The sequence below is a fragment of the Alteromonas sp. Cnat3-28 genome (genome assembly GCF_022348265.1).
Classification (GTDB): Bacteria; Pseudomonadota; Gammaproteobacteria; order Enterobacterales; family Alteromonadaceae; genus Alteromonas; species Alteromonas macleodii.
The window spans coordinates 1-22822 of record NZ_JAKREY010000013.1; the positions used below are offsets into that span (position 1 = coordinate 1).

Consider the following 22822-nt stretch of genomic DNA (forward strand, 5'->3'; position numbering starts at 1 on the left):
GAGCTTGTGCCTGTTTATAAGTGAATTCGCCTTTTTCTACACGCTCAACCACACCCAATTTAAAAGCTAATGTGTAATCACGCTGTGTGCGCTTAGGTCTTTGATTACTTGAAGTTGTCATAAAGAAGTCCTCTTTACGTCAACGTATTTTAGGACGGGACACTAAAACGAAAAAAGGCGAGCATCCTGCTCGCCTTTTTCCGAAAGAACTTAAACTTAATTAGTTAATAATTAAGCTAATGCGCCTTTAGCCGCTTCGACTAGTGCGCTGAAAGCTGCTTTGTCATGTACTGCGATGTCGGCAAGGATCTTACGATCGATTTCAACAGACGCTTTCTTCAAACCGTTAATGAAACGGCTGTATGACATACCATTTTGACGAGCAGCAGCGTTGATACGTGCAATCCATAGTTGACGGAATTGACGCTTGCGCTGACGACGGTCACGGTAAGCATATTGACCAGCTTTAGTTACAGCTTGTACCGCTACGCGATATACACGTGAACGTGCGCCGTAATAACCTTTTGCCTGCTTGAGGACTTTTTTGTGACGAGCACGTGCGATGGTGCCGCGTTTTACTCTAGCCATTAATCAGTCTCCTAAGTCTTATACGTAAGGCAACATGCGCTGAACCAATTTGGTATCAGAGTCATGAACCAGTTTTTTGCCACGAAGGTGACGTTTACGCTTAGAGCTCTTCTTAGTCAGAATGTGACGTAAGTGAGACTGTTTGCTTTTAAAGCGGCCAGAACCCGTTTTCTTAAAACGTTTGGCGGCACCGCTTACAGTTTTCATTTTAGGCATTGCTAAAACTCCGCATTGTTTAATATCGGTATTTTTCGTGTTGCAGTCACTTCATACCGGTTAATGTTTAGCAGCAAGGTGTTTAAGGGTGCAGATTCCTTAAAACTTTAGACCGTTACTACTTCTTATTTGGGGCTAGCACCATGATCATCTGACGGCCTTCCACACGACGTGGGAAAGACTCGCATGTAGCGATATCTTCTAAATCGGTTTTAACGCGGTTTAGTAGATCGATACCGATGTCTTGGTGCGCCATTTCACGACCGCGGAAGCGGATCGTAACTTTGGCTTTATCACCACCTTCAAGAAAGCGACGCAGGTTGCGCAGTTTGACCTGGTAATCGCCTTCATCAGTGCCAGGGCGAAATTTAATCTCCTTGACCTGAATTTGCTTCTGTTTTTTCTTCTGCTCTTTCTGAGCTTTACTTTTTTCGAAGAGGAATTTGCCATAGTCCATAACTTTACAGACTGGCGGCTCGGCATTCGGACTGATTTCTACTAGATCTAGGCCCGCGTCTTCTGCGTTACGAGTAGCTTCTGCTAAAGAAACCACACCAACCTGTTCACCGTCTTTGCCAATTAATCTTACTTCTCTGGCTTTAATCTCATCGTTAATGCGGGCTTTGTCGCCCTGAGCCTTGTTGTTAGCGCCTTTAATGTGCTATTCCTCCAAACATTTAATTCTTTTGTCTGCTTTTGGGAGGTCGGTTGACCCAAAGTAAAACCAAAAGCAGACACCTTGATTGTGTATTATACACAATTTGCTCAACTACTTAATCGTCTTTTCAACAACTTCTTGTTGAGCCATGGCAATAAAGTCTTCCAGGCGCATTTTGCCTAGGTCGTCACCGCGACGAGAGCGTACTGCTACTTCGCCCGCTTCCATTTCTTTATCGCCCACAACTAGCATATACGGAATACGCTTCAAAGTGTGCTCGCGGATTTTAAAGCCGATCTTCTCATTTCGCAAGTCAGACTTTGCTCTAAAACCTAATTCTTGCAGTTTTTTTACACAATCTGAGGCATATTCAGCTTGTTTGTCGGTAATATTCATTACCACAACCTGCTGAGGTGCCAACCAGAGTGGGAAGAAACCTGCAAATTCTTCGGTCAATATTCCAATGAAGCGTTCTAGTGAACCCAAAATAGCGCGGTGAATCATAACCGGTACTTTGCGTTCGCCATCTTCTGCTACATAAGTAGAGCCCAAGCGACCTGGCATTGAGAAATCTAGCTGTACGGTTCCGCACTGCCATGCACGGTCTAAGCAATCGTGCAGCGTAAACTCAATTTTCGGCCCGTAGAACGCACCTTCTCCAGGCTGATAATCGAACTCGATGTCATTAGCTTTAAGTGCATCTGCAAGCGCAGCTTCTGATTTGTCCCAAATCTCGTCAGCACCTACGCGCTTTTCTGGGCGAGTAGACAACTTAACTTTGATGTTTTCGAAACCAAACGCAGCGTATGTCTCGTACACCATCTTAATACAGCCACTCACCTCTTCTAGGATCTGTTCTTCAGTACAGAAAATGTGAGCATCGTCCTGCGTAAAGCCACGAACTCGCATTAGACCGTGTAGTGCACCCGATGGTTCGTTACGGTGACAGCAGCCAAACTCAGCCATACGAAGAGGTAGATCGCGGTACGATTTCAAACCTTGGTTGAAAATTTGTACGTGGCCTGGGCAGTTCATTGGCTTAACGGCATATTCACGCTTTTCAGATTCAGTCGTAAACATGTTTTCAGCGTACTTGTCCCAGTGACCTGATTTTTCCCAAAGCGAGCGGTCCATCATTAATGGGCCTTTAACTTCGTCATAATCGTATTCACGAAGCTTCTTACGCACATAGCTTTCTAGCTCGGTGTAAATTGACCAACCGTCGTTGTGCCAAAACACCATACCCGGCGCTTCTTCTTGCCAATGGAAAAGGTTAAGTGCTTTACCAATTTTACGGTGGTCGCGCTTTTCAGCTTCTTCTAAGCGCTGTAGGTAAGATTTAAGCTGCTTTTTATCTGCCCACGCAGTCCCGTAAATACGCTGAAGCATTTTGTTGTCGCTATCGCCACGCCAGTAAGCACCTGCCACTTTCATCAGTTTGAAGTGATGGCAGAACTTCATGTTTGGCACGTGAGGGCCACGACACATATCTGTGTATTCTTCGTGGTGATACAGTGCTGGGCGGTCGTCCTTGCTGATGTTCTCATCAAGAATTTCCATTTTGTAGCTTTCGCCGCGCGCTTCAAATGCGTCGCGTGCTTCTTGCCAGCTCACTTTATTCTTAACCACGTTGTAATTGGTTTTAGCCAGTTCAAGCATACGCTTTTCTAGTTTGGCTAAATCTTCCTGGGTTAGGCTTTCTTCCATATCAACATCGTAGTAGAAACCGTTGTCGATAACTGGGCCGATAGCCATTTTGGTGTTAGGCCAAAGTTGTTTGATAGCGTGACCTAACAAGTGCGCGCAACTGTGACGAAGAATTTCTAAACCTTCATCGTCTTTTGCAGTAATAATTTGAAGTTGTGCGTCCGCGTCAATCATATCAACGGCGTCAACTAACTCACCGTTTACTTTTCCTGCAATGGTTGCTTTGGCTAAACCAGGGCCAATATCATTCGCAACATCTAATACAGAAACAGCATTATCGAAAGCGCGTTGGCTTCCATCAGGAAGGGTAATTACAGGCATTTTAATTCCTTTACAGTGGTGACGCCTACTCTGCGCCACATGCATTTTTTTAAAAAAATTTAAACGTGCTTGTTAGCACTCGAAACTTACTTTATTTGCATCGACCGAATTACAGCATGTAAGCACAGCAAATTAGGTACAGTAAAAACGTACACGCGTCGAACTTACTGAGTTTTCTCAGTATTAAAGCAAGTGGTGGATTATAACTAGTGTAGGGGCAACTTCAATATCGAAAAGCCTTTATTGGCTAATTTGTGAAGGTTTGATTTCGTTTAAGAAGATTTTGAGTAGGAATTTATGCATTTCACCGTTTTTATCCCATACTTTAGTGTAAGGCGATAAAGGTTGCTGGACTGGCTCTTCGCTGGTGTTCTAGTGTGCCATAGGAAAGAGTCACTCAACACTCCAATCGCCTTGAAAAAAGCATTAAAACAAGCAGAGCGTGCAATATGTGGCATTTTATCAGCGAGCATATTTCAGATGAAACCCAGCAGTTTTTTAGCTGCCAAAAAGCCGAACGAGTAAGTGGCGGAGATACACACGAAAGTTACATCATAAAAGATACGACCCATCGCTACTTTGTTAAAACCCGCAAATATGATGATACTCAGCAATTATCTCATGAAGCCGAAGGACTAGCGGCCATCGCTAACACGCAAACCATTGCTTCCCCGCGAGTCATTTGCCATGGAATTACAACCAATGAAACGCCTAATATGGAATATTTGGTACTTTCTCACGTTCGATTTATTGAACCCACTGATAATGACTATTTCATTTTAGGACAGCAACTCGCTGCACTTCATGCGGTTAATGCCTACACCAGCTATGGATGGCCGCATGACAATTACATTGGTGCCAGTGTACAAACCAATGGAAGAATGGCGTCTTGGGCTGACTTTTTTGCAGAAAAACGGATTGGTAGTATGCTAGAACGCTTGGCATCAATTGGTACATGGAAAAGCGAAGATGGCAATATAGACGATATTGTTACTCGAGTAAGACACCTCTTGAGCTTACATCAACCTCATCCTTCACTACTTCATGGCGATTTATGGGCGGGTAACGCGGGATTTAACAAGAAAGGGCCAGTCTTATTCGACCCAGCGGTGTACGTTGGGGACGCCGAAACCGACCTTGCCATGGCTGAATTGTTTGGTGGCTTTCCCCAATCATTCTTTGAGGGTTACCATCACCACACCCCAATCGAAAAAAATTACCGCTTAAGAAAACCAATTTACCAGCTTTACCATATTTTAAATCACGGGTTATTATTTGGCGCGCACTACATAGCGCAAGCAAAACAAATATTAGACGACATTTACAAGCGTTAATGTAACAAACAAATTCGCTTGCATTTGTTGCCCATCAGCCTTTTTACCTGCGGATTAGGAAAGAAAGCACCGCAAACTGTAAATAGATATAAGTCGATTTAAAATAGAGAGTAGCTTTTATTATGACAAACTCAGGCCCTGTAGCACTCATAACCGGGGCAGCAAAGCGAATTGGCGCCGCCATGGCGTGTCAGCTTCATAGCGAAGGCTATCGCGTTATTATCCATTATGGGCATTCTAAAGACGAGGCACTTGCACTGGCTGAAAAGCTAAATAGTCACCGGGAGGACTCTGCTACCTGTCTCCAAGCCAACCTTTGTAATTCAGACGAAGTAAGTGCACTTGGGCAGCGAGCATTAGGCATTTGGGGTCAGATAAACGTTTTAGTAAATAATGCTTCTAGTTTTTACCCCACTCCGGTGGGCGAAATTTCAGAAGACGACTGGGTATCTCTGATAGGCAGTAACGTGAAGGGGCCATTGTTTTTGTCACAAGCATTGGCACAAGCATTAGCGGTAAATGAAGGCTGCATTGTCAATATGGTCGACATGCATATCGACCGTCCACTCCCCAAACACAGTGTTTACCTTATTGCTAAATCCGGTCTTGCCTCACTAACCCAATCGTTAGCTATAGACTTAGCCCCCAACGTTCGCGTAAATGGTATTGCGCCAGGAGCAATTTTGTGGCCAGAACGGGAAATGGATGAGGACGAAAAAGACAAACTGATATCAAGTATTCCACTGGGTGAACTAGGTACACCAAATGATATTGCTAAAACATTGTCGTTCTTAGCATCGGCCCCTTACATTACTGGACAAATCATTTATGTCGATGGAGGGCGCGGACTTCATACTGGTGCCTCCGCGTGAATATTTCCCAAGTAAAACCATGGCACCTAAAAGTTTCGCAACTAAGAAACGCTTGCCGCGCTGGTGTCATCAGCGTTGCTATGTTTGCTTTGCTAGGCTGTTTTGGCGGTAGTACCGTAAAGCAAAGCATTGACGATTACGCCGCACGACTCTCGCGTGTACTCGATACGCCCCTCCCCGATTCGTTTAACGATAAGATCACCACCCCGCTTCCCAAACTTGCTGACTCCGCCACGCTTAAACACACTATTGAGGGCGTGAGTATAAACTTACGCGAGTTTTATGCGCTGCAAGATTGTGAGTTAGGCACAGTGGTTGCCGAACGCAATACGTCGCTAGGAAAAAGTCAGCTGCCATCACAGCGGCTTGTTTATGAGAGCAAGCTGCTTAATGTACTCAAAAGCTGTGAAGCAATGCTCACGAGAGAAAACGAGTCTAACCAGAGAAACGCGGCACTAACAGCAACCATCGCATCGTGGCGTGAACAAAAGACACAAAACTACAGTAAAACCTGGGCAAACCTAGTCCAAGGGAGCCAAGAGTTGCGTCTGGCGCTTAATACACCTGAACGTCTTTTCTCAGTTGAAAATAATAAAGACACACTTTCTAGCGTAAACGCGCTTTATTACATCAATAGCTTAAGTAACAAAGAAGTGCTCTTGAGCGATATGTATTTCTCAAATACAGCACCGAGCGATACAGAAACAGAGGCTACGAATGAAAATAATAGTGAGAGTATTATTGAGAGCAGCGAGCTTGAACAACAGTTGAAAATTATACGCTCAGCCAGGTTACCCGCTACACTTTGGCATACACAACAAACCTTAACGCAAAACCTCTCATTGCTTACAAATATGCTTGAAACCGAGCTTGATGCGGTAAGCTGCCCAGAAGGCCGCGCCAGCGACAAAGCAAAAATATTGCGTAATGTATTCTATCTTTTTTTTATTGAGGAAATTCAACCTGTAGGAAGCTTGGTAAATCAATACCACTACAAACTAGCGCCATTATGGGAAGAGTGGCTTGCGCAGCCGTCGCTGCACGAGGAATTCAAACGCTACATCAGGCAACAGTCACAAGACGGATTCAACCAATACAGCAGCGTAATGAAAGCGCATGTCAACTTATGGCAAGGATTCCTTGGTAGATGTAATCTATCGCCCGTCGCGCCTATTTAATAGCGCGACGAGCAAATCCACCAGCCCAGCTTTTGCTGAACATCTCCTCACCTCTGGCTAGCTTTGCCGAAGCACGCTCAATTTGCACGGTTCCCTTCTAGATTTGAAAAGAGGGCAAATTACACATTCCAATAATCCTTCACATAACAAATGCTAAAGAATATTTTCTCCTGCTTCCGGGTCTCTCGACTTACGGGCCTGCTCTCGAATCTCATGGGCTTCGGAAGACACATCATCATTGACTTTCGATTCCTGTGGACGCGTTGTTCCAGCCCCTTTAGCGCTTGACCTCTCGTTTCGATTTTCTGTGGCCTCTCCACTATTTTGTTCACTATCAAAACTTTTTACGTTCTTTTGTTCAGTCGTACTTTCACTTAACTCATTTGCTACGTTTTCTGAAGAGTTAGCGCTTGAAGCGTCTTTCTCGGAAGCGTGGTAAATATCCATACCCTCAGGGAAAATGCGCTCTCTCGCGTCATCAGGCATACTGATATTCGCCTCTAAGAAGGCTTGGGTGATTTTACGCATCAGCACCGACGCCATTTTTAGTACACTCGTTTTCTCTACATCCACCCAAAAATAAACCTTGATGTTGTAGGTCGAGGGGCCTAATTCGTCGATAAGAATTTGCGGTTCAGGGTCGATTAACACGTTGTCTTGTGCTGACGTAATTTCTTGTGCAATTTGCTGCGCCTGTTGTATATCAGCATCGTAGCCAACGCCAATAACAAACTGCCCTCGCATTAGCGGGTTGGCCGTAAGGTTTTTGATTACCCCTTTGTAAATAGTCGCGTTAGGTATTTGAATATGGTTGCCGTCAAAATCCACCAGTGTAGTCGCACGTGCCGTAACTTTCTGAATGATGCCGGTGAAATCGTTGATTTGTACGATATCCCCTATTCTAAAAGGGCGTTGAATAGTAAGCAGTAGACTAGAAATAAAGTTTTCTGCGATGTCGCGAAAGGCGAAACCAAGAATAAGCCCCACCACACCTGTACCACTCACCACCGCGATTGCAAAACCAGTGAGCCCAGCTAAGAACAAAAATAGATAAATACCGAGTAAAATTAAGACTAAACTGACACTTCTTTGAATGACTGAGCGCAGCAGTGGAGATGTGGTCGTACGGGTTAACGGTTTAACTAAAACCTTGGCAATATGTGGCGCTAAAAGGATAAACGCCGCCATGATAACTAAACCTAGCGCCAACCCCGGTAAACGATAAACAAAGTTCTCCCAAAGCTGAGAGAGTAGCGACTGTGCACTTGATAAACTGCTTATTGCGCCACCTTCGTCACTTTGTTGAAGCAAAGTTTGTATAAAAGGTTCGCTGTCGGTTTGCGAGAAAGAAAGCCCCGTTCGCTTATTCAAAATAGAGGGCTGTAATATTTGTTGCGCACTGAACATCACCTCACTCCTTGGCGTTCATGTGTTTCGGTTTTTAATATAAATAACTACGACGCGATAACTAAATAAGATCCCAGCCCGATGGTAAATAAAAAACTGCCCCATATAGCGTGTTCTATAACCACCACGGGCGTCGAGTTAGTTTGCATATACCTATAACCGAAAATGCCACCGCCAATCCAAGAAATGACTACAGCAATCCAGTTACCGTACACTAAGTGGGCTAAACCAAATAAAAAAGTACTTAAGGCCCACCTTGCATATTTCGAAGGCAGTATTCGCTTGTAACGGTGAAAAAAGTACGTTCGAAAAATGATCTCTTGCGGGATGACCGACACTAACGGATAAATCAATAATGTAGCTACCCACATCCATGGCTGGTTCATAGGCCAATGTAGGAACAATTCCGGTTTAAAAAAGTAAACTACCAGCGCCAGTAAGCTCGCCCAAGGCAAAAATAACCTTAGCGTACTTTTTAAATGCGTTCGATAGTCTTCCCAATGCCACAATTTAATGCGTTTAAATTGCTTATCTGCTAACAAGATAGCTAAGCAACAAAGTCCCATAACACCTAAAATAGGCATGAGATAATTTGCAAAATGCTTTATCCAGTAGAGAACGGCAAAGGGAATCACCACAAAGAGCAAGATCAATTCAGACCACAGCTTTGCCACAACTCACCTCTTTCTCTCAATCATGCTAGGTTCGCTGATCTATTCCCCAAACGTTTTTACTAACTAGAATCGATGCTAAACCAACAAGATAATTACCAACCGATGACACTTTTGTGAATTTTTACGGTTTATGTCTATGAAAGTGTAGTGCCAATTTGCAAAGCATGAGTGATTAATTAAGTGCTACTTTAGCCCTATACTTTACTGCGCATTCGTAACTCTCTATATAGATAAGGTTTTTTAAGAGTAGTGGAAACTTGTAAGCGTTTTTTAGTAATGAGCAACAACGCTTATTATAGTGTTCTACTTCAATAAACGGCTTCGAAAAATCTATTTTGAAGTACGTGAACGCGTTGAATTCAGGTAGTGTTTGTATATCGCACAAAAGTCGTGAAATAATTGCATAAGATGTATAAGGCGATACCAATGACAAAAAATAGCCCTAGCGACGTTTTACAGCAAATTGAAAACCACTATGCCTCTTTGTCCCCTTCGGGCAAGGCTATTGCGCATTATATTCAGCAGAATCCTATCGCAGTATTAAGCCAATCTACGTCTTTAATTGCAGAAAAAACGGGGACGTCAAAGGCCACAGTCAGTCGCTTCTTTCGCCAGCTGGGTTTTGACTCGCACCAGCAAGCTAAAGAGGCGCTTGTTCAGCTACGTGAGCAAGGCGTGCCTGTTGTAAGCCCTTCAAGTGGCGTACTTCAGCATGAGAATGATAGTAAGAATTTGGCCAATACATTTGATAGCACTTCCTCAGAGGCATTGACAGATATTGCTAAATTGCTGGCATCAGCAGGCCAAGTCACCTTGATTGGTTTTAGAAACGCCTACCCCATTGCACTTCATTTTAGGCAGCAACTCAAACAAATTCGTGCGTCGGTCCGTGTGCTTCCCCAGCCCGGTCAAACACTTAGTGAAGATATTATCGACCTAACCGAAAATGATCTTGTCGTACTTTTTGGTTTTCGTCGTAGAACCCGACAATTCAAGTTTGTTTTAAATAGCATTAAACACTGTAAAACCGTATTAATTACCGATCCAACGGGGCAAGGATATCGTCACGATGTCGACCACCTGCTGGTTACCCACATTGGCAGTGATTCGCCTTTTGATAGTTACGCGGCTCCAATGAGCCTGGTTGCATCACTGTGTAACCTTACCTACGAAGTATTAGGAAGCCAGGCCGCAGACCGCGTCGACGCTATTACTGACATCTACATTCAAATGGATGAACTAGAAAGTCCAAAGCGTTAACCCTTCCCACAAAACACTTTTTAAGCAATACTATAAAGAGAGCGGATAGCAGAGAATTGTTATTTTGCAAGCGTAAAGGGAACTAAAGCGCTTAAAAATGGGTATAAGTATTAATTCACAACGCTTATTTTGGGTTTTAATGCATAAAAACGTACCTGTTAATTTAATTTCACTGCTAAAAGCGTGTGGTTGGAGTTGATATGGATAAAACGCAAGTAGTCATGGAAGAAGCTAACGGTGTGCTAGACTTTTGGTTTGGAGAACTCTCCCCAGAGCAATGGTTTAAGGAAGATGCAGCACTAGATAAAACGATCACTTCGCGATTTTCAAAATTGCGCGCAGCAGCCATAAAGGGCGAGTTGTGGCCTTGGCGAGCGACGGCTACCGGTCGTCTTGCCGAAATAATTCTTCTCGATCAATTCTCGCGAAATATTCATCGCAATGACAAAGATGCATTCAGTGCAGACAGCATTGCTTTGGTTCTTGCGCAAGAAGCGGTAAGTGTTGAAGCCGATAAAGTACTTACACCGCAGCAGCGCGCGTTTCTGTATATGCCGTTTATGCATAGTGAATCACTCGCAATCCACGACGTCGCATTGGAACTATTTTCACAAGAAGGCCTTGAAAGAGAATTCACCTTTGAAAAGCGCCATCAACAGATAATTGAAATGTTTGGCCGCTACCCCCACCGCAACCGAGCTTTAGGGCGCGAGTCGACACCAGAAGAAGTTGCATACCTGAAGCAAAACCCCCAAGGTTTCTAGCAACTTATCTAGTTTTTTAACGATTTACTCAGCGCTTTACCAATTATGTAACTCACAGAGAATAATGTACGTACTAAAATGCCCAATGAAGTAACGTTCGTTTCTCTTGACTTTTTAATGAAACAGTTGTTTCATTAATCTAAAGACGAATAAAGAAACAATAACGAATAAGTAACGCGCTGTGAGCTCTCCTTTTGTACTGAAGCCCTGTGATGCCAAGTTCACACAGGCAATTAAAAACCTAGAAATCGCATTCAGTCTTGACGGTAGTGTTAAAGATGACGCATTTTCGGCGTCAGGAAAAGCGCTGAATCAGGCAAAAAGTCAAAGTAAATTGCCGCTTAGCGGACTAGGTCTGGCAGTGAAAGATTTGTTTCACATTGAAGGATTGCCAACTGCAGCAGGAAATCCTGATTGGTTAGCCACACACGCGATTCCGAAAAACACAAATCGTTGCGTAGCAAAGATGCTTCAAGCGGGTGCCACGTTCAAAGGCAAAACCATCACTGATGAACTTGCCTACAGTTTACACGGGCAGAATAAGCACTACGAAACACTGGTAAATCCAGTGGCACCAGCTCATATACCTGGTGGTTCTTCGTCAGGTTCAGCGGTGGCCGTTAGCGCGCACCTTGCCGACATAGGGCTTGGCACCGACACCGGCGGCTCTATTCGCGTACCGTCTAGCTATCAAGGGTTATGGGGGCTTCGCACCACGCACGGCGTTGTGGCCTGCGACAATATGGTGGCACTTGCTCCGTCGTTTGATACCGTGGGCTGGATGACACGCGACCTAAACACGCTGACTAAAGTTGCCAATGTCTGCATAGATAGCGCAACACAAAGTGAAATATCAGGTTCGCCTCGATTTGGCATAGCAGCGCATTTATTTGAGCAGGCCGCTCACAAATCGCTGTGCAAAACATGGCTTGCAGCGCTGGCTGATAACAACGACTGTATTGTATTGTCAGAGACACAGCTAGATTTAAAAACCTTACAAACTGCCGCTACCTTTCGTACCTTACAGGGCAATGAAATATGGCAGCAACATGGCGAATGGATTGAATACACTCAACCCGATATCGCCAAAGATATAATGTTGCGCTTGAATTGGTGTAAAACCATAACAACGCAAGAAGTAGAACAAGCTAAAGCGCAACAATCTGTGGTAATCAATCATTTAAACACGCTGTTTGAAGAAATAGATGTATTGATTATTCCCACGACACCCGGTGTAGCACCTCGATGTGATGCCGATGAAACAACGCTGGCAAATGATAGAAACGCTCTGCTCGCACTCACGGCGATAGCTGGGCTTGCGGGATTACCCCAACTTCATTTGCCGTTGTTTACCCTACACAACGCCCCATGCGGATTATCGCTAGTGGGCAAAAAAGGCAACGATCTTGCACTTCTCGCGTTAGCAAAAAAGCTAACCACTCGCTAAACGTGTAAAGCGCGCCTGTTTTTTTAAGTTGCACTTAAAAAAAGCATTAGCGCCCTATCGCATTCAAGTTGAAACTAGAAAGCGGAAGTAAGACCTAAGCGCCCGTCATTTTGCCTGATTTGGGCTTAAACTGACTGCGCGGTTGCCGAGTTTTTGAAGGAATTAAAAATGAGTGAAAAACCAAATATAGCGTTTACTGCCCCTCACTTTGCGGCATCGCAAGTGGGCTTAAACATATTAGAAAAAGGCGGCACCGCTATTGAAGCTATGGTAGCTGCTGCAGCCTCTATCGCGGTTGAATACCCGCACATGAATGGCATGGGCGGTGATGGATTTTGGCTAATCAGTGAACCTGGTAAAAAGCCGATTGGCATTGATGCATCTGGCGTAGCAGCAAAGGGCGCGACACCTTCTTTCTACGAGGGTAGCGATGCCATACCTAGCCGAGGCGGAAAGTCAGCATTAACCATGGCAGGCGCAGTTGCTGGTTGGCAAGCCGCGCTTGAATTAAGTCACAAATGGCAAAGCGGTTTACCGTTAAGCACATTGTTCGATACGGCGATTAGTCAAGCTAACTGGGGGATTGAAGTTACCCAGAGCTTGGTGGATGCCAGCAACAAAACCTTTGAAGAGCTAAGTGCGGATGAAAATTTCGCTCAGTTTTTGATAAAGGGGAAAGCCCTTAAAAAAGGTAAAATTTTAAAGCTAACAAAGCTCTCTGAAACTTTGAAGCATTTAGCAGAAAAAGGGTTAGATGATTTTTATCACGGTGAGTTAGCTTCACAGCTGGCTGAAGACTTAGAAGCCGCCGGCTCCCCTATTCGTCTTGAAGATTTTAACAATTACAAAGCGACAATTGTTGAGCCATTGTCAGTGTCCACCAGCAAAGGCAAGCTTTATAACTTGCCGGCGCCCACACAAGGTGTGGCGTCGCTCATTATTTTAGCCCTGTACGACAAAGTTCAGCATTTAGGGAGCACCGATGCTGACATGGTGCATTTACTTATCGAGTGCACAAAACAAGCTTTTATTGCGCGCAACGCGAACGTTACCGACCCGTCTCGTACGCCCGTTAACTTACAAAGCCTGTTAAGTGATGATGTACTTGATGAAATGGTGAAGAACATTTCTTTAGATAAAGCACTTCCTTGGCCCCATGAAGCCAAGCACGGCGATACTATTTGGATGGGTTGCTGCGACTCTGAAGGTCGAATGGTGAGCTATATACAGTCGCTATATTGGGAGTTCGGCTCGGGCGTAGTGAGCCCGCAAACAGGCATTGTGTGGAACAACCGTGGCACTTCGTTTTCACTCGATCCAAACAGTAACCAATATTTGGCGCCAGGCTTAAAACCATTTCACACACTTAACCCCGCTTTCGCTGAGCTTGTTGACGGTCGACGCATGAGCTACGGCACCATGGGTGGTGAAGGTCAGCCTCAAACCCAAGCGGCGCTGTTTGCTCGTCATGTGTACCACGACCAACCTATCGCCAAGGCTATTTCCCTAGGCCGTTGGCTACTTGGTAGAACATGGGGCGATCAGAGTCACAATTTAAAAGCAGAGCGAGATTTAGTTGAGTATGTGGGTGAGAGCTTACTGGCACGGGGCCACGATATGGTGACGGTAGATCCTTGCAACGAACTCATGGGTCATGCTGGTGCAATTATTCGCGACACAGAAGGTACGGTTAGCGGCGCAAGCGACCCAAGAAGTGACGGCAAAGCCTACTTTGGACATCGCTAGTTTATTCCCAGTGGCTAAGACGCAGCACTGAAAAATAGTTAAACCAACAAACGTTAAAGAGAAAGAAATCACATGCAGTTTTTAATGGATAACCTAACGGTTATATTATCGCTAGCAGGAACAGGCGTGTTCGCAGGCATACTAGCAGGAATGCTTGGCGTAGGTGGCGGTATTGTCATCGTGCCGGTACTGTTTTTCTTGTTCCAAGCCCTCGGTGTGTCCCCTGAGAGCGCAATGGTTATAGCCACGGCAACGTCTCTGGCAACCATCGTCCCTACTTCAGTAAGCTCTATTCGTGCTCATCACAGTAAAGGCAATGTAGACTTTGCATTGCTAAAAGCGTGGGCAGTATTCATTCTAATTGGCGTGCTTGCCGGAAGCTATGCGGTGACGGCTGTTAACCCGACGTTCCTTACCTTACTGTTTGGCATTATTGCAACCTTGTCTGCCATTAATATGCTTATTGGCAAGAAAGACGCGCTATTTAAAGGGCTACCGGGCCGCGCGGGTCAGTCGATTATGGCAACCTGCATTGGCCTATTTAGTTCTATGGTAGGCATTGGTGGCGGTACGTTAACCGTGCCGACTCTCACATTTTGTAACTACCCAGCACACAAAGCGGTGGGTACCGCTGCTGCAGTCGGTTTAATTATTTCGCTTCCAGCGGCACTCACGCTGCTATTTGTTGGTACCACTCCTGTTGATGCGCCCTTCGCTACGTACGGCTATGTAAACTTGCTGGGGTTTGTCTGCATTGTTCCGCTCACCGTGTTATTTGCGCCTGTCGGAGCAAGCATAGCCAACAAGCTAGACGCTGGCTTACTTAAGAAAATCTTCGCCGTTGTTCTCATCATCACTGGCTTGCGCATGCTAGCGCAAGTGCTTATCTAGGAGTGCCCACATGTCTAAAGAAGCTTCTAACAGAACGTTTGCTCCACTATCCCCGCCGCCTCGCTTGCTAATGGGCCCGGGCCCAATTAACTGCTACCCCCGTGTGTTAAGCGCCATGTCTACCCAGTTAGTAGGTCAATATGACCCTGTAATGACTGGCTACATGAACGAGGTGATGCAACTTTACCGCGATGTTTTCAATACGAAAAACCAGCAAACTTTTTTGGTTGACGGTACGTCGCGCGCTGGAATTGAAGCTGTATTGGTTTCGGCAATAGAGCCAGGCGATAAAGTCCTCGTGCCTATCTTCGGGCGTTTTGGGCATTTGCTTGCTGAAATTGCAGAGCGCGCCGACGCTGAAGTTCACACCATTGAAGTGCCGTGGGGCGAAGTGTTTTCACCTGAACAAATTGAAAAGGCGATAAAAGACGTAAAACCAAAACTGCTTGCCATTGTTCAAGGGGATACGTCCACCACCATGCTGCAACCGCTTGCAGAAATTGGCGCGATTTGTGAAGCAAACGATGTGTTGTTTTACTGCGATGCAACAGCGTCAATAGGTGGGAACCCGCTAGACGTTGATGCTTGGAAATTAGATGCGGTGTCAGTTGGCCTGCAAAAGTGCTTAGGAGGCCCATCAGGCAGTGCTCCTATTACACTAAGCGACAAGTTTGTTAAAACCGTGCGTACCCGTCACCACGTTGAAGCCGGCATTCGCGATGCTCACCATGAAGCTGCGCGTGGCCCTAAAATTCGTTCTAACTACTTCGACTTGCCCATGATCATGGATTATTGGGGCGAGGAGCGACTAAATCACCACACCGAAGCGGCCAGTATGCTCTATTGCGCCCGTGAATGCGCGCGCCTGCATTTAGAAGAAGGCCAGGAGAGCGTGATTGCTCGTCACAAAGTAGCGGGCGACGCGATGCTAGCCGGTATTCAGGCCATGGGACTTGAGCCCTTCGGCGACCTGAAACACAAAATGTACAACGTTGTAGGTGTTCATATTCCCGAGGGTGTTCATGGCGAAGAGGTACGCGAAACCTTACTTCTGCGTTTTAACATTGAAATAGGCACTAGTTTTGGTCCGCTAAAAGGAAAAATTTGGCGCATTGGCACTATGGGCTATAACGCCAGAGAAGATGCCGTGTTACATACCCTCCAGTCCCTTGAAACTGTTCTTCGTATGCAAGGGTTTGCGCTACCTGCTGGTAAAGGTGTAGATGCTGCGCTTAGCGTTTATGCTAAGGCTAAAGCGGCGGGAGTCACCAATGGGTGAATTCGCAGAATTTGCTGAATTGGCTACGCAAGTCATGGCAAGGTGCGAAACATTAGGCACCTTAAGCCAGGATCCAGCCTGTTTAGACAGGCGCTATTTGACCGAACAACACAAGCTTGCAAATCAACTCACCTCAGGGTGGATGATTGAAGCCGGAATGACCACCTGGCAAGACGCTGTTGGCAATATATGGGGGCGCTATACATCAAGCGTGCCCAACGCACCGCGATTAATTCTAGGTAGCCACCTCGACACTGTGCCTAACGGCGGAAAGTACGACGGAATGCTAGGCGTGGTCGCCGCTATTTCGCTGGTCGCTATGTTTGATGGCACGCAAACCAAGTTCCCTTTTCATATAGATATTGTGGGTTTTTGTGATGAAGAAGGCACGCGATTTGGCACCACCCTTTTAGGAAGCCGCGCGCTCACCGGTAAATGGCAAGAGCAATGGCGTCATTTAAAAGATGAAAATGGCGTGAACTTAGAGCAAGCCATGGCGAACTTCGGCCTTAATTTCGACGCAGTAAACAGTGCCGCTATTTCCCGTACCGACATTTTGGGCTACATAGAGCTTCACATTGAACAAGGCCCTGTTTTAGAGCAAGAAAATCTGCCAGTTGGCGTTGTCAGTGCTATTGCAGGTGCAAAACGTTTTAATTTTTCAATAGAAGGCATGGCGGGTCACGCTGGCACTGTGCCAATGTCTATGCGACGAGATGCGTTGTGCGCAAGTGCAGAGATGCTATTGGCTGTAGAGAGCATAAGCTTGCAGCGTCCGGGCGTTGTAGCCACGGTAGGTAAAATTGAAAATGCGCCAAACGGCGTTAACGTCATTTCTGGTCGCACACGTTTTTCTCTCGATATCAGAAGCGAAGATGATGAATTGCGAGATTCTGTATTGGCAGAAATATTGCAAAAGTTTGATGCCATTGCGCATGCAAGACAAATAACGCTAACACGGGAGCAAACCCACAGCGCACCTGCGGTGCATTGCGATAGCCAGCTAAAAGAAGCGCTAGTTCGAGGCGTAGAAGAAAGCGGAATTAAGCCAAGAGTCCTTGCCTCGGGAGCAGGTCATGACGCTATGGCTATTGCTGATATTTGCCCTGTGGCCATGTTGTTCACACGTTGTAAGGGCGGAATAAGTCACCACCCTGCAGAATCTATTACCATTGATGACGTGGCCGCAAGTTTGTCAGTACTTTATAAAACCATTAGCAAGCTCAAGCATACGTAGTGGTCAAATCAGTAAAGTTTCAATGAAGGGTTAATAATGAAAATAACAAGGATTTACAACGATGAAGCAGGCAAAAGTCACTTTGGCGAAGTGGAGATTGCGCTAAAAGACGGCGGTCCTATCGGCATGCTTTCAGAAAAATTTGGAGCCGATAAGATCATTTTTCGCGAAACGCCTGCAGATTATGATTTTAAGTGGCATCCAGCGCCGGCGCGACAACTCCTTTTCATTATTAAAGGGCGTGCTGAATTTACGGTGTCTAACGGTGAACGCCACGTGTTTGGAGCAGGTGACGTACTATTGCTAGAAGACACAGAAGGCGAAGGCCATTGTTCCCGCGCAATGTACAATGAAGTGCGCCACTCAATTTTTGTGACGTTAGATGAAGGCGTAGTCCTATAAAACGACCGTTCGCACTGCTCTGAAAAAATGCGCTAATTTAGCGCATTTTTTTGTTTAGGCACCAAAATGGGGCTTACGAATTGCCTAATTATTTGCTCCTACCCCAAACCCACATAAAAAACACTTTAAAACAACAACTTAAAAACACATTACTAAGCAGACCAACTGGTCAATATCTTGCAACTACAGAGCAACTATTGCTAAGAAAAATTGCTCATGTCATTTGTTGTACGAACCCTGTTCATTCTGTCTTTATCCTTTGTTGGTCTTTATTCCGCCGCAAGCCCCTTTGCTACTGAAGAAGACGCAAACAGTTGGTTTAAGCAATATACACAGTCATTGACCGACTCACAGACCTATCAACTACTTAAACAGTTTCCAAAAGGCGGTGACTTGCACCATCACTTATCAGGTTCGGCGTACGGCAAATGGTGGTATGAGCTAGCAACTAATCAAGCGCTAAACGGCGGCTATCAGTACTTCACTAAGATAAATCATAGCGAGTGTGACTCGGCGCCGTCTCCGTCTTCGCCAATTAAGGAAATAACAAGGAATAACCATGTCTTCAAATCACAGCGAACTACTTTACGATTTACATGATAGTCCGGCATTTCTTCCTTCACTTACCGCGGCATTTCAGCATTTACTTGCAAGCTTTGTCGGTGTCATTACCCCGACTCTTATTGTTACATCAACACTGGGCCTTACTGAATACACGCCTTATCTTATCAGTATGGCCTTGTTTGTAAGCGGCTTAGGCACGGCAATTCAAACAAAGCGTATAGGCCCGGTAGGCAGTGGATTGGTAGCCATCCAAGGTACCAGTTTTGCGTTTATTAGCGCATTGATACTGGCAGGAAATCAGGTCAAGGCGGATGGAGGAACATCCGAAGATGTCTTGTCTTTGTTGTTTGGATTAACTATGGCGGGTGCCATGGTCGAAGTGGTGTTTAGTCTATTTGTACATAAGCTCAAACGTATCATTACACCATTAACTACAGGAATTGTAATAACTGCTATTGGGCTAAGCTTGATAAACGTAGGCATGACTGATCTTGCGGGAGGCTTTCACGCCGCTGACTTCGCCAGCACAGAAAACTTAGCCGTCGGCCTAGGCGTGTTGCTCATCATTGTTTTCTTGAACGCCTCAACAAATCATTGGCTGCGTTTAAGCGCCATCTTTATTGGTATGGCGATTGGCGCAACCTATGTTGGCATTACAAAAGGATTAGATTTCAGCGGCCTTGCTTCGCTTTCCGTCGTAGCGATCCCCACCCCTTTTGCCTTTGGCATTGCATTTGATATCACTCTCTTTTTACCTATCGCGCTCATCTATTTGTTTAGTGCAATAGAAACGGCCGGCGACTTAACCGCAAATAGTCTTTTCTGCAAGCAGCCTGTGAGCGGTCCGATTTATCTTGCAAGAGTGAAGGGCGGGATTTTGGGCGACGGCGTTAATTCGTTACTTGCTGGCATGTTCAACACCTTTCCAAATACTACATTTGGCCAGAATAACGGGGTTATCCAATTAACCGGCATCGCCAGCCGTAAGGTCGGCTTTTTTGTTGCAGCGCTATTCGTTGCTATTGGGTTCTTCCCCATTGTAGGTGGTGTGCTGCAGGCTATTCCCAAGCCAGTTCTTGGCGGTGCTACTCTGGTTATGTTTGCCATGGTGGCCGTGGGCGGTTTAAAGCTATTAGCCAGCTACGCGCTTGATAGGCGCAGTAGTTTGGTGACAGCGTGTGCGCTAGGTATGGCGATTGGTGTAATGATGGTACCAGAAGCCCTTTCTGAATTGCCTTCATGGCTTGAAAATATCTTACTTTCCCCAGTAACCTCGGCCGGCCTTACCGCCGTCATCCTTGATTTAACCTTACCTGGAAAAAAGCCCCTTGCTTCCCCACACGCTAGTGCACAAAAAATTGAAAGCAGCACTGGCGTTGCTCAGGACACCCCTGCTTACGAGCTTATTCACAACCCAAAGCCAGAAGGTAACCGTAGGGCGCCGAAAGCACTCAATGAAAAAGCCGTTGTAAACCATGAGGTTGTTAAGCACTCAGCTCACTCGACATCCATTTTAAGTATAGACGGGCAACCGGGCGTAACCTCTGCTCTTTTTAGTGCAAAAGCTCGCTAAAAATCACCTTATAAGTGCATGCATTTATGCGATTGAGTTTATTTACATAAAAACAACAATATAAGAACAACATTATATATTTTTATCCCTATAATTCAGCAACTTAAGAGAAGGTTAAAAGTTGACCAACTGGACAAGTAGTTGGCACTCATCCTGCTAACTCTCTTGCCAATAACAAAACGCATATAAAAATGCGTGAAAAGAGCCCTAAAAAGGGGCAACTAAAAATAACGAGGAAACCATGAAAAACACTACATTCAATTTATCTCCTCTAGCAAAAGCTTTTGCAATGACTACCGCGGTCGCGCTATCGTCGCAAGCTTTTGCTCAAGAAGAGACAGAGGTTAAAGAAAAAGATGTTGAAAAAATTCAGGTAACAGGATCCCTTGGGAGCCTTCCTGGCCAAGACGTTGAGTCAGTTTTTGGCTTTGGCAAATCTATTCTCGAAACGCCTCGCTCAGCGTCCACGATTTCTCAAGAGCAAATGGAGCGCTTCAACGTTTCAGACATTGATGAACTCGTCGCGTTCGCACCAGGTACATTCACACAGTCGTTCTTCGGTGTTGCAGGCTCTCTGGATGTGCGGGGCACGCCCGGGGAAACTTACTTCCGCGGTGTTAAGCGCTTAGACAACCCAGGTAACTACCCTACGCCTATTGGCGCGTCCAGCCGAATCGACATCGTTCGTGGTCCGGCATCACCTATTTACGGCCCATCAAAAATTGGTGGTTATCTGAACTTTAATCCCAAGTCTGCCCGTGCGTCATCGGGGCAGTATTTAGATGCACCAACAGGCGCGTTGTCTTACACAACGGGGTCGTGGAACAAGAGCATTTTAACCGCAGAAGTTGGCGGACCGACTAGTGTTGCCGGTAAAGAAATGGGCTATTACATATACGGTGAGCTAGAAAACTCTGACAGTTACTACGACAATACCCAGACTGATCAAACCGTACTTCAAGCATCATTTAATATCGATATTACCGATAACCTTCGTTTCGAATTTGGTGGTATGTACCACGACTACGATGGTAACCAAGTGGCCGGCTGGAACCGATTAACTCGAGAGTTAGTTGACGACGGAACCTATATTACAGGTACGGCTCAACCATTAGATACGGACGGCGACGGTCAAATCAGTCACGAAGAATATGCTGAAGTCGCCGACTTGATTTCACCGTTTATTTTCACGCCAGCTGTCCCATTAGATTCGGTTACAGGCGACTTTTTCGATCCTCTAATGGCATTACAAAACCCAGGTACTACGACCTTAAGTGGTAGCCAAACTTTGGTAGCACCTGATGACCAACTTGGTAACGAAGCCATAACGCTCTACTTCGACACCATTTACTACACGGATAATTGGGAAATTCGCAACCAGCTTTTCTATGATGCATACGACAACATAAACGAAAATGCTTATGGCTTCTCACAATTCCATGACAGCTGGGTTATAGAAGACAAACTAATTTTTGCGACAGAATATGAGAACGACGGACTATTAGCGCAATTTCAATTTTCTCCATCTGTGCGCTATACCGACTTTGAGCACGGCGATGACTTCACTTACGAGTTCTTTAATCGTCGCGACCTAACCATGCCGTCTTCAGCGCTCGATCGCCGCCTTTTGTCTACCCGCTCGGGTAAAAACTACGACAACTATGACGTAGGTAATTACTTAGACTTAGGCATTGCTGCAATGACCGATTTAACTTGGGACTGGGGTTTAAACTTAGTACTAGGTTTACGATACGACACTATTGATATTGAAAGCACATCACGCACGGATTTACTTCTGGGTGCTACTGGAGATGAAACACCAGTTTATGCTGAAGAAACCGTAGATGGATGGTCTTGGAACGCTAGTATTTCATATGAATTTGAATTTGGCCTTATTCCTTATATCACTGCAGCAGAGCAAGCTACCCTTGTTGCAGGCCAGGGCGCCGAGATTGGTGTTGGCCAACTCAATCAACCTGGTGGTGGTGGTGCATTCGACACGTCTGAGCTGATGGAATACGGTATTAAAGGTTCTCTCGTTGACGATACACTCTATTTTGCCCTTTCATTCTTTGAGCAAGAGCGTACCGACTTCAATACTCAGAATACGGTTACCAACAACACAACCAATAACGAAGGCACCGAATTTGAACTTCGTTGGGTAGTCAATGAGAACCTTGTTGTTTCTGCTGGCTATACAAATATAGAAGTTATTAACTTAACTGCACTTGCCAATGGAAACCAATTTGGATTCTTAGGTGCTGACGATTTAGTTGCTCTTGATGATCCTTCGTTAATTTTTGGCGGGAACGTAGTAGGTCTTAACCTTGTTGGTGAAGGAGAAACAAACTCTGACGGTCGAAAGGCCGGTATTCCTGAAAATATTTACACGCTGACAGCAACCTATGACTTCCAAAATGGTTATGCTGCCAACGTGAGTATTGTGGATGTGGATGAGGTCGCGTCTGGCTACTCAGCTGCAGTGACACTTCCAGCCTACACGTTAGTCAATGCTGGCTTGTCATATCAGGCAGAAGATTGGTCGTTGAACTTAACCGTTAAAAACTTAACTGACGAGCGTTATTTCCGCTCTAACTTCCCTGATCTATTTGGTAGTCAAATTGTACTACCTGAACTACCGCGTCACTGGAATGCTAAATTTACTTACTCATTCTAAGTTCGCATACTCTTTGAGCGTGGTCGT

The 22822-nt window shown here is 45.4% G+C and carries 20 protein-coding genes; 14 read left to right on the plus strand and 6 right to left on the minus strand.

Translation table 11 applies throughout. From position 1 onward, the window contains the following. Positions 1 to 231: 231 nt before the first annotated feature. The 4 genes from rplT to thrS form a co-directional block, all read right to left on the minus strand. Positions 232 to 588, minus strand: coding sequence for a 50S ribosomal protein L20 (gene rplT, locus MHM87_RS13710; protein ID WP_012518092.1), 357 nt, complete (start codon positions 586 to 588; stop codon positions 232 to 234). Between the two features lie 18 nt (positions 589 to 606). Continuing rightward, entirely contained in the window at positions 607 to 804 is a 198-nt protein-coding gene (rpmI, locus tag MHM87_RS13715; RefSeq protein WP_012518091.1) for a 50S ribosomal protein L35, read from the minus strand. A gap of 118 nt (positions 805 to 922) precedes the next feature. Continuing rightward, positions 923 to 1462 (minus strand): translation initiation factor IF-3, encoded by a 540-nt coding sequence (gene infC / locus MHM87_RS13720; RefSeq protein ID WP_075176350.1) that lies wholly within the window; start codon positions 1460 to 1462, stop codon positions 923 to 925. A gap of 111 nt (positions 1463 to 1573) precedes the next feature. Then, the gene (thrS, locus tag MHM87_RS13725) at positions 1574 to 3490 is read right to left on the minus strand and encodes a threonine--tRNA ligase (RefSeq protein ID WP_239259623.1); all 1917 of its coding nucleotides are present in this window, start codon (positions 3488 to 3490) and stop codon (positions 1574 to 1576) included. 449 nt (positions 3491 to 3939) lie between these two features. Here thrS and MHM87_RS13730 point away from each other — a divergent pair, with 449 nt between their 5' ends. From MHM87_RS13730 to MHM87_RS13740, 3 genes are all read left to right on the plus strand, one after another. Next, complete coding sequence (locus MHM87_RS13730) at positions 3940 to 4824, plus strand: fructosamine kinase family protein (RefSeq protein ID WP_239259625.1); 885 nt, start codon at positions 3940 to 3942, stop codon at positions 4822 to 4824. Positions 4825 to 4946: 122 nt separating this feature from the next. Further along, on the plus strand, positions 4947 to 5696 hold the full coding sequence (locus MHM87_RS13735) for a pteridine reductase (RefSeq protein WP_239259627.1): 750 nt from the start codon (positions 4947 to 4949) through the stop codon (positions 5694 to 5696). 80 nt (positions 5697 to 5776) lie between these two features. Next, positions 5777 to 6874, plus strand: a complete 1098-nt coding sequence (locus tag MHM87_RS13740) for a DUF3080 family protein (RefSeq protein ID WP_275443704.1) — start codon at positions 5777 to 5779, stop codon at positions 6872 to 6874. A gap of 153 nt (positions 6875 to 7027) precedes the next feature. On the opposite strand, the gene MHM87_RS13745 is transcribed toward MHM87_RS13740, so the two are convergent. Then, on the minus strand, positions 7028 to 8281 hold the full coding sequence (locus MHM87_RS13745; RefSeq protein ID WP_239219798.1) for a mechanosensitive ion channel family protein: 1254 nt from the start codon (positions 8279 to 8281) through the stop codon (positions 7028 to 7030). A 47-nt stretch (positions 8282 to 8328) separates the two neighbouring features. Continuing rightward, on the minus strand, positions 8329 to 8955 hold the full coding sequence (locus MHM87_RS13750; RefSeq protein ID WP_014976215.1) for a CPBP family intramembrane glutamic endopeptidase: 627 nt from the start codon (positions 8953 to 8955) through the stop codon (positions 8329 to 8331). 426 nt (positions 8956 to 9381) lie between these two features. Between MHM87_RS13750 and MHM87_RS13755 the strand changes: the two genes are divergently transcribed. From MHM87_RS13755 to MHM87_RS13805, 11 genes are all read left to right on the plus strand, one after another. Continuing rightward, positions 9382 to 10215 (plus strand): MurR/RpiR family transcriptional regulator, encoded by an 834-nt coding sequence (locus MHM87_RS13755; protein ID WP_039230095.1) that lies wholly within the window; start codon positions 9382 to 9384, stop codon positions 10213 to 10215. A gap of 200 nt (positions 10216 to 10415) precedes the next feature. Further along, complete coding sequence (locus tag MHM87_RS13760; RefSeq protein ID WP_239259631.1) at positions 10416 to 10979, plus strand: DUF924 family protein; 564 nt, start codon at positions 10416 to 10418, stop codon at positions 10977 to 10979. 181 nt (positions 10980 to 11160) lie between these two features. Next, positions 11161 to 12426, plus strand: coding sequence for an amidase (locus MHM87_RS13765; protein ID WP_014949091.1), 1266 nt, complete (start codon positions 11161 to 11163; stop codon positions 12424 to 12426). Positions 12427 to 12594: 168 nt separating this feature from the next. Then, the gene (locus MHM87_RS13770; RefSeq protein WP_168533446.1) at positions 12595 to 14172 is read left to right on the plus strand and encodes a gamma-glutamyltransferase family protein; all 1578 of its coding nucleotides are present in this window, start codon (positions 12595 to 12597) and stop codon (positions 14170 to 14172) included. A gap of 72 nt (positions 14173 to 14244) precedes the next feature. Then, the gene (locus tag MHM87_RS13775; RefSeq protein WP_014949089.1) at positions 14245 to 15063 is read left to right on the plus strand and encodes a sulfite exporter TauE/SafE family protein; all 819 of its coding nucleotides are present in this window, start codon (positions 14245 to 14247) and stop codon (positions 15061 to 15063) included. Between the two features lie 10 nt (positions 15064 to 15073). Then, complete coding sequence (locus MHM87_RS13780; protein WP_239219792.1) at positions 15074 to 16342, plus strand: alanine--glyoxylate aminotransferase family protein; 1269 nt, start codon at positions 15074 to 15076, stop codon at positions 16340 to 16342. Next, the gene (locus tag MHM87_RS13785; RefSeq protein WP_239259633.1) at positions 16335 to 17579 is read left to right on the plus strand and encodes an allantoate amidohydrolase; all 1245 of its coding nucleotides are present in this window, start codon (positions 16335 to 16337) and stop codon (positions 17577 to 17579) included. Before MHM87_RS13780 ends, MHM87_RS13785 begins: the two co-directional genes overlap by 8 nt. A 36-nt stretch (positions 17580 to 17615) precedes the next feature. After that, positions 17616 to 17981, plus strand: coding sequence for an AraC family ligand binding domain-containing protein (locus MHM87_RS13790; protein ID WP_014976207.1), 366 nt, complete (start codon positions 17616 to 17618; stop codon positions 17979 to 17981). A 216-nt stretch (positions 17982 to 18197) separates the two neighbouring features. Then, the gene (locus MHM87_RS13795; protein WP_239259635.1) at positions 18198 to 18581 is read left to right on the plus strand and encodes a hypothetical protein; all 384 of its coding nucleotides are present in this window, start codon (positions 18198 to 18200) and stop codon (positions 18579 to 18581) included. Then, positions 18541 to 20118: a nucleobase:cation symporter-2 family protein gene (locus MHM87_RS13800; RefSeq protein ID WP_239259637.1), complete on the plus strand. Its 1578-nt coding sequence runs from the start codon at positions 18541 to 18543 to the stop codon at positions 20116 to 20118. The genes MHM87_RS13795 and MHM87_RS13800 overlap by 41 nt, the downstream gene beginning before the upstream one ends. A gap of 241 nt (positions 20119 to 20359) precedes the next feature. After that, entirely contained in the window at positions 20360 to 22795 is a 2436-nt protein-coding gene (locus MHM87_RS13805; RefSeq protein ID WP_239259639.1) for a TonB-dependent receptor, read from the plus strand. Positions 22796 to 22822: the final 27 nt, after the last annotated feature.

What these genes read in the sequence shown, in the direction of transcription:
- rplT (WP_012518092.1), bottom strand. Translation starts at nt 588, where the DNA reads ATGGCTAGAGTAAAACGCGGCACCATCGCACGTGCTCGTCACAAAAAA.
- rpmI (WP_012518091.1), bottom strand. Translation starts at nt 804, where the DNA reads ATGCCTAAAATGAAAACTGTAAGCGGTGCCGCCAAACGTTTTAAGAAA.
- thrS (WP_239259623.1), bottom strand. Translation starts at nt 3,490, where the DNA reads ATGCCTGTAATTACCCTTCCTGATGGAAGCCAACGCGCTTTCGATAAT.
- MHM87_RS13730 (WP_239259625.1), top strand. Translation starts at nt 3,940, where the DNA reads ATGTGGCATTTTATCAGCGAGCATATTTCAGATGAAACCCAGCAGTTT.
- MHM87_RS13735 (WP_239259627.1), top strand. Translation starts at nt 4,947, where the DNA reads ATGACAAACTCAGGCCCTGTAGCACTCATAACCGGGGCAGCAAAGCGA.
- MHM87_RS13740 (WP_275443704.1), top strand. Translation starts at nt 5,777, where the DNA reads ATGTTTGCTTTGCTAGGCTGTTTTGGCGGTAGTACCGTAAAGCAAAGC.
- MHM87_RS13745 (WP_239219798.1), bottom strand. Translation starts at nt 8,281, where the DNA reads ATGTTCAGTGCGCAACAAATATTACAGCCCTCTATTTTGAATAAGCGA.
- MHM87_RS13755 (WP_039230095.1), top strand. Translation starts at nt 9,382, where the DNA reads ATGACAAAAAATAGCCCTAGCGACGTTTTACAGCAAATTGAAAACCAC.
- MHM87_RS13760 (WP_239259631.1), top strand. Translation starts at nt 10,416, where the DNA reads ATGGATAAAACGCAAGTAGTCATGGAAGAAGCTAACGGTGTGCTAGAC.
- MHM87_RS13770 (WP_168533446.1), top strand. Translation starts at nt 12,595, where the DNA reads ATGAGTGAAAAACCAAATATAGCGTTTACTGCCCCTCACTTTGCGGCA.
- MHM87_RS13775 (WP_014949089.1), top strand. Translation starts at nt 14,245, where the DNA reads ATGCAGTTTTTAATGGATAACCTAACGGTTATATTATCGCTAGCAGGA.
- MHM87_RS13780 (WP_239219792.1), top strand. Translation starts at nt 15,074, where the DNA reads ATGTCTAAAGAAGCTTCTAACAGAACGTTTGCTCCACTATCCCCGCCG.
- MHM87_RS13785 (WP_239259633.1), top strand. Translation starts at nt 16,335, where the DNA reads ATGGGTGAATTCGCAGAATTTGCTGAATTGGCTACGCAAGTCATGGCA.
- MHM87_RS13790 (WP_014976207.1), top strand. Translation starts at nt 17,616, where the DNA reads ATGAAAATAACAAGGATTTACAACGATGAAGCAGGCAAAAGTCACTTT.
- MHM87_RS13795 (WP_239259635.1), top strand. Translation starts at nt 18,198, where the DNA reads ATGTCATTTGTTGTACGAACCCTGTTCATTCTGTCTTTATCCTTTGTT.
- MHM87_RS13800 (WP_239259637.1), top strand. Translation starts at nt 18,541, where the DNA reads ATGTCTTCAAATCACAGCGAACTACTTTACGATTTACATGATAGTCCG.
- MHM87_RS13805 (WP_239259639.1), top strand. Translation starts at nt 20,360, where the DNA reads ATGAAAAACACTACATTCAATTTATCTCCTCTAGCAAAAGCTTTTGCA.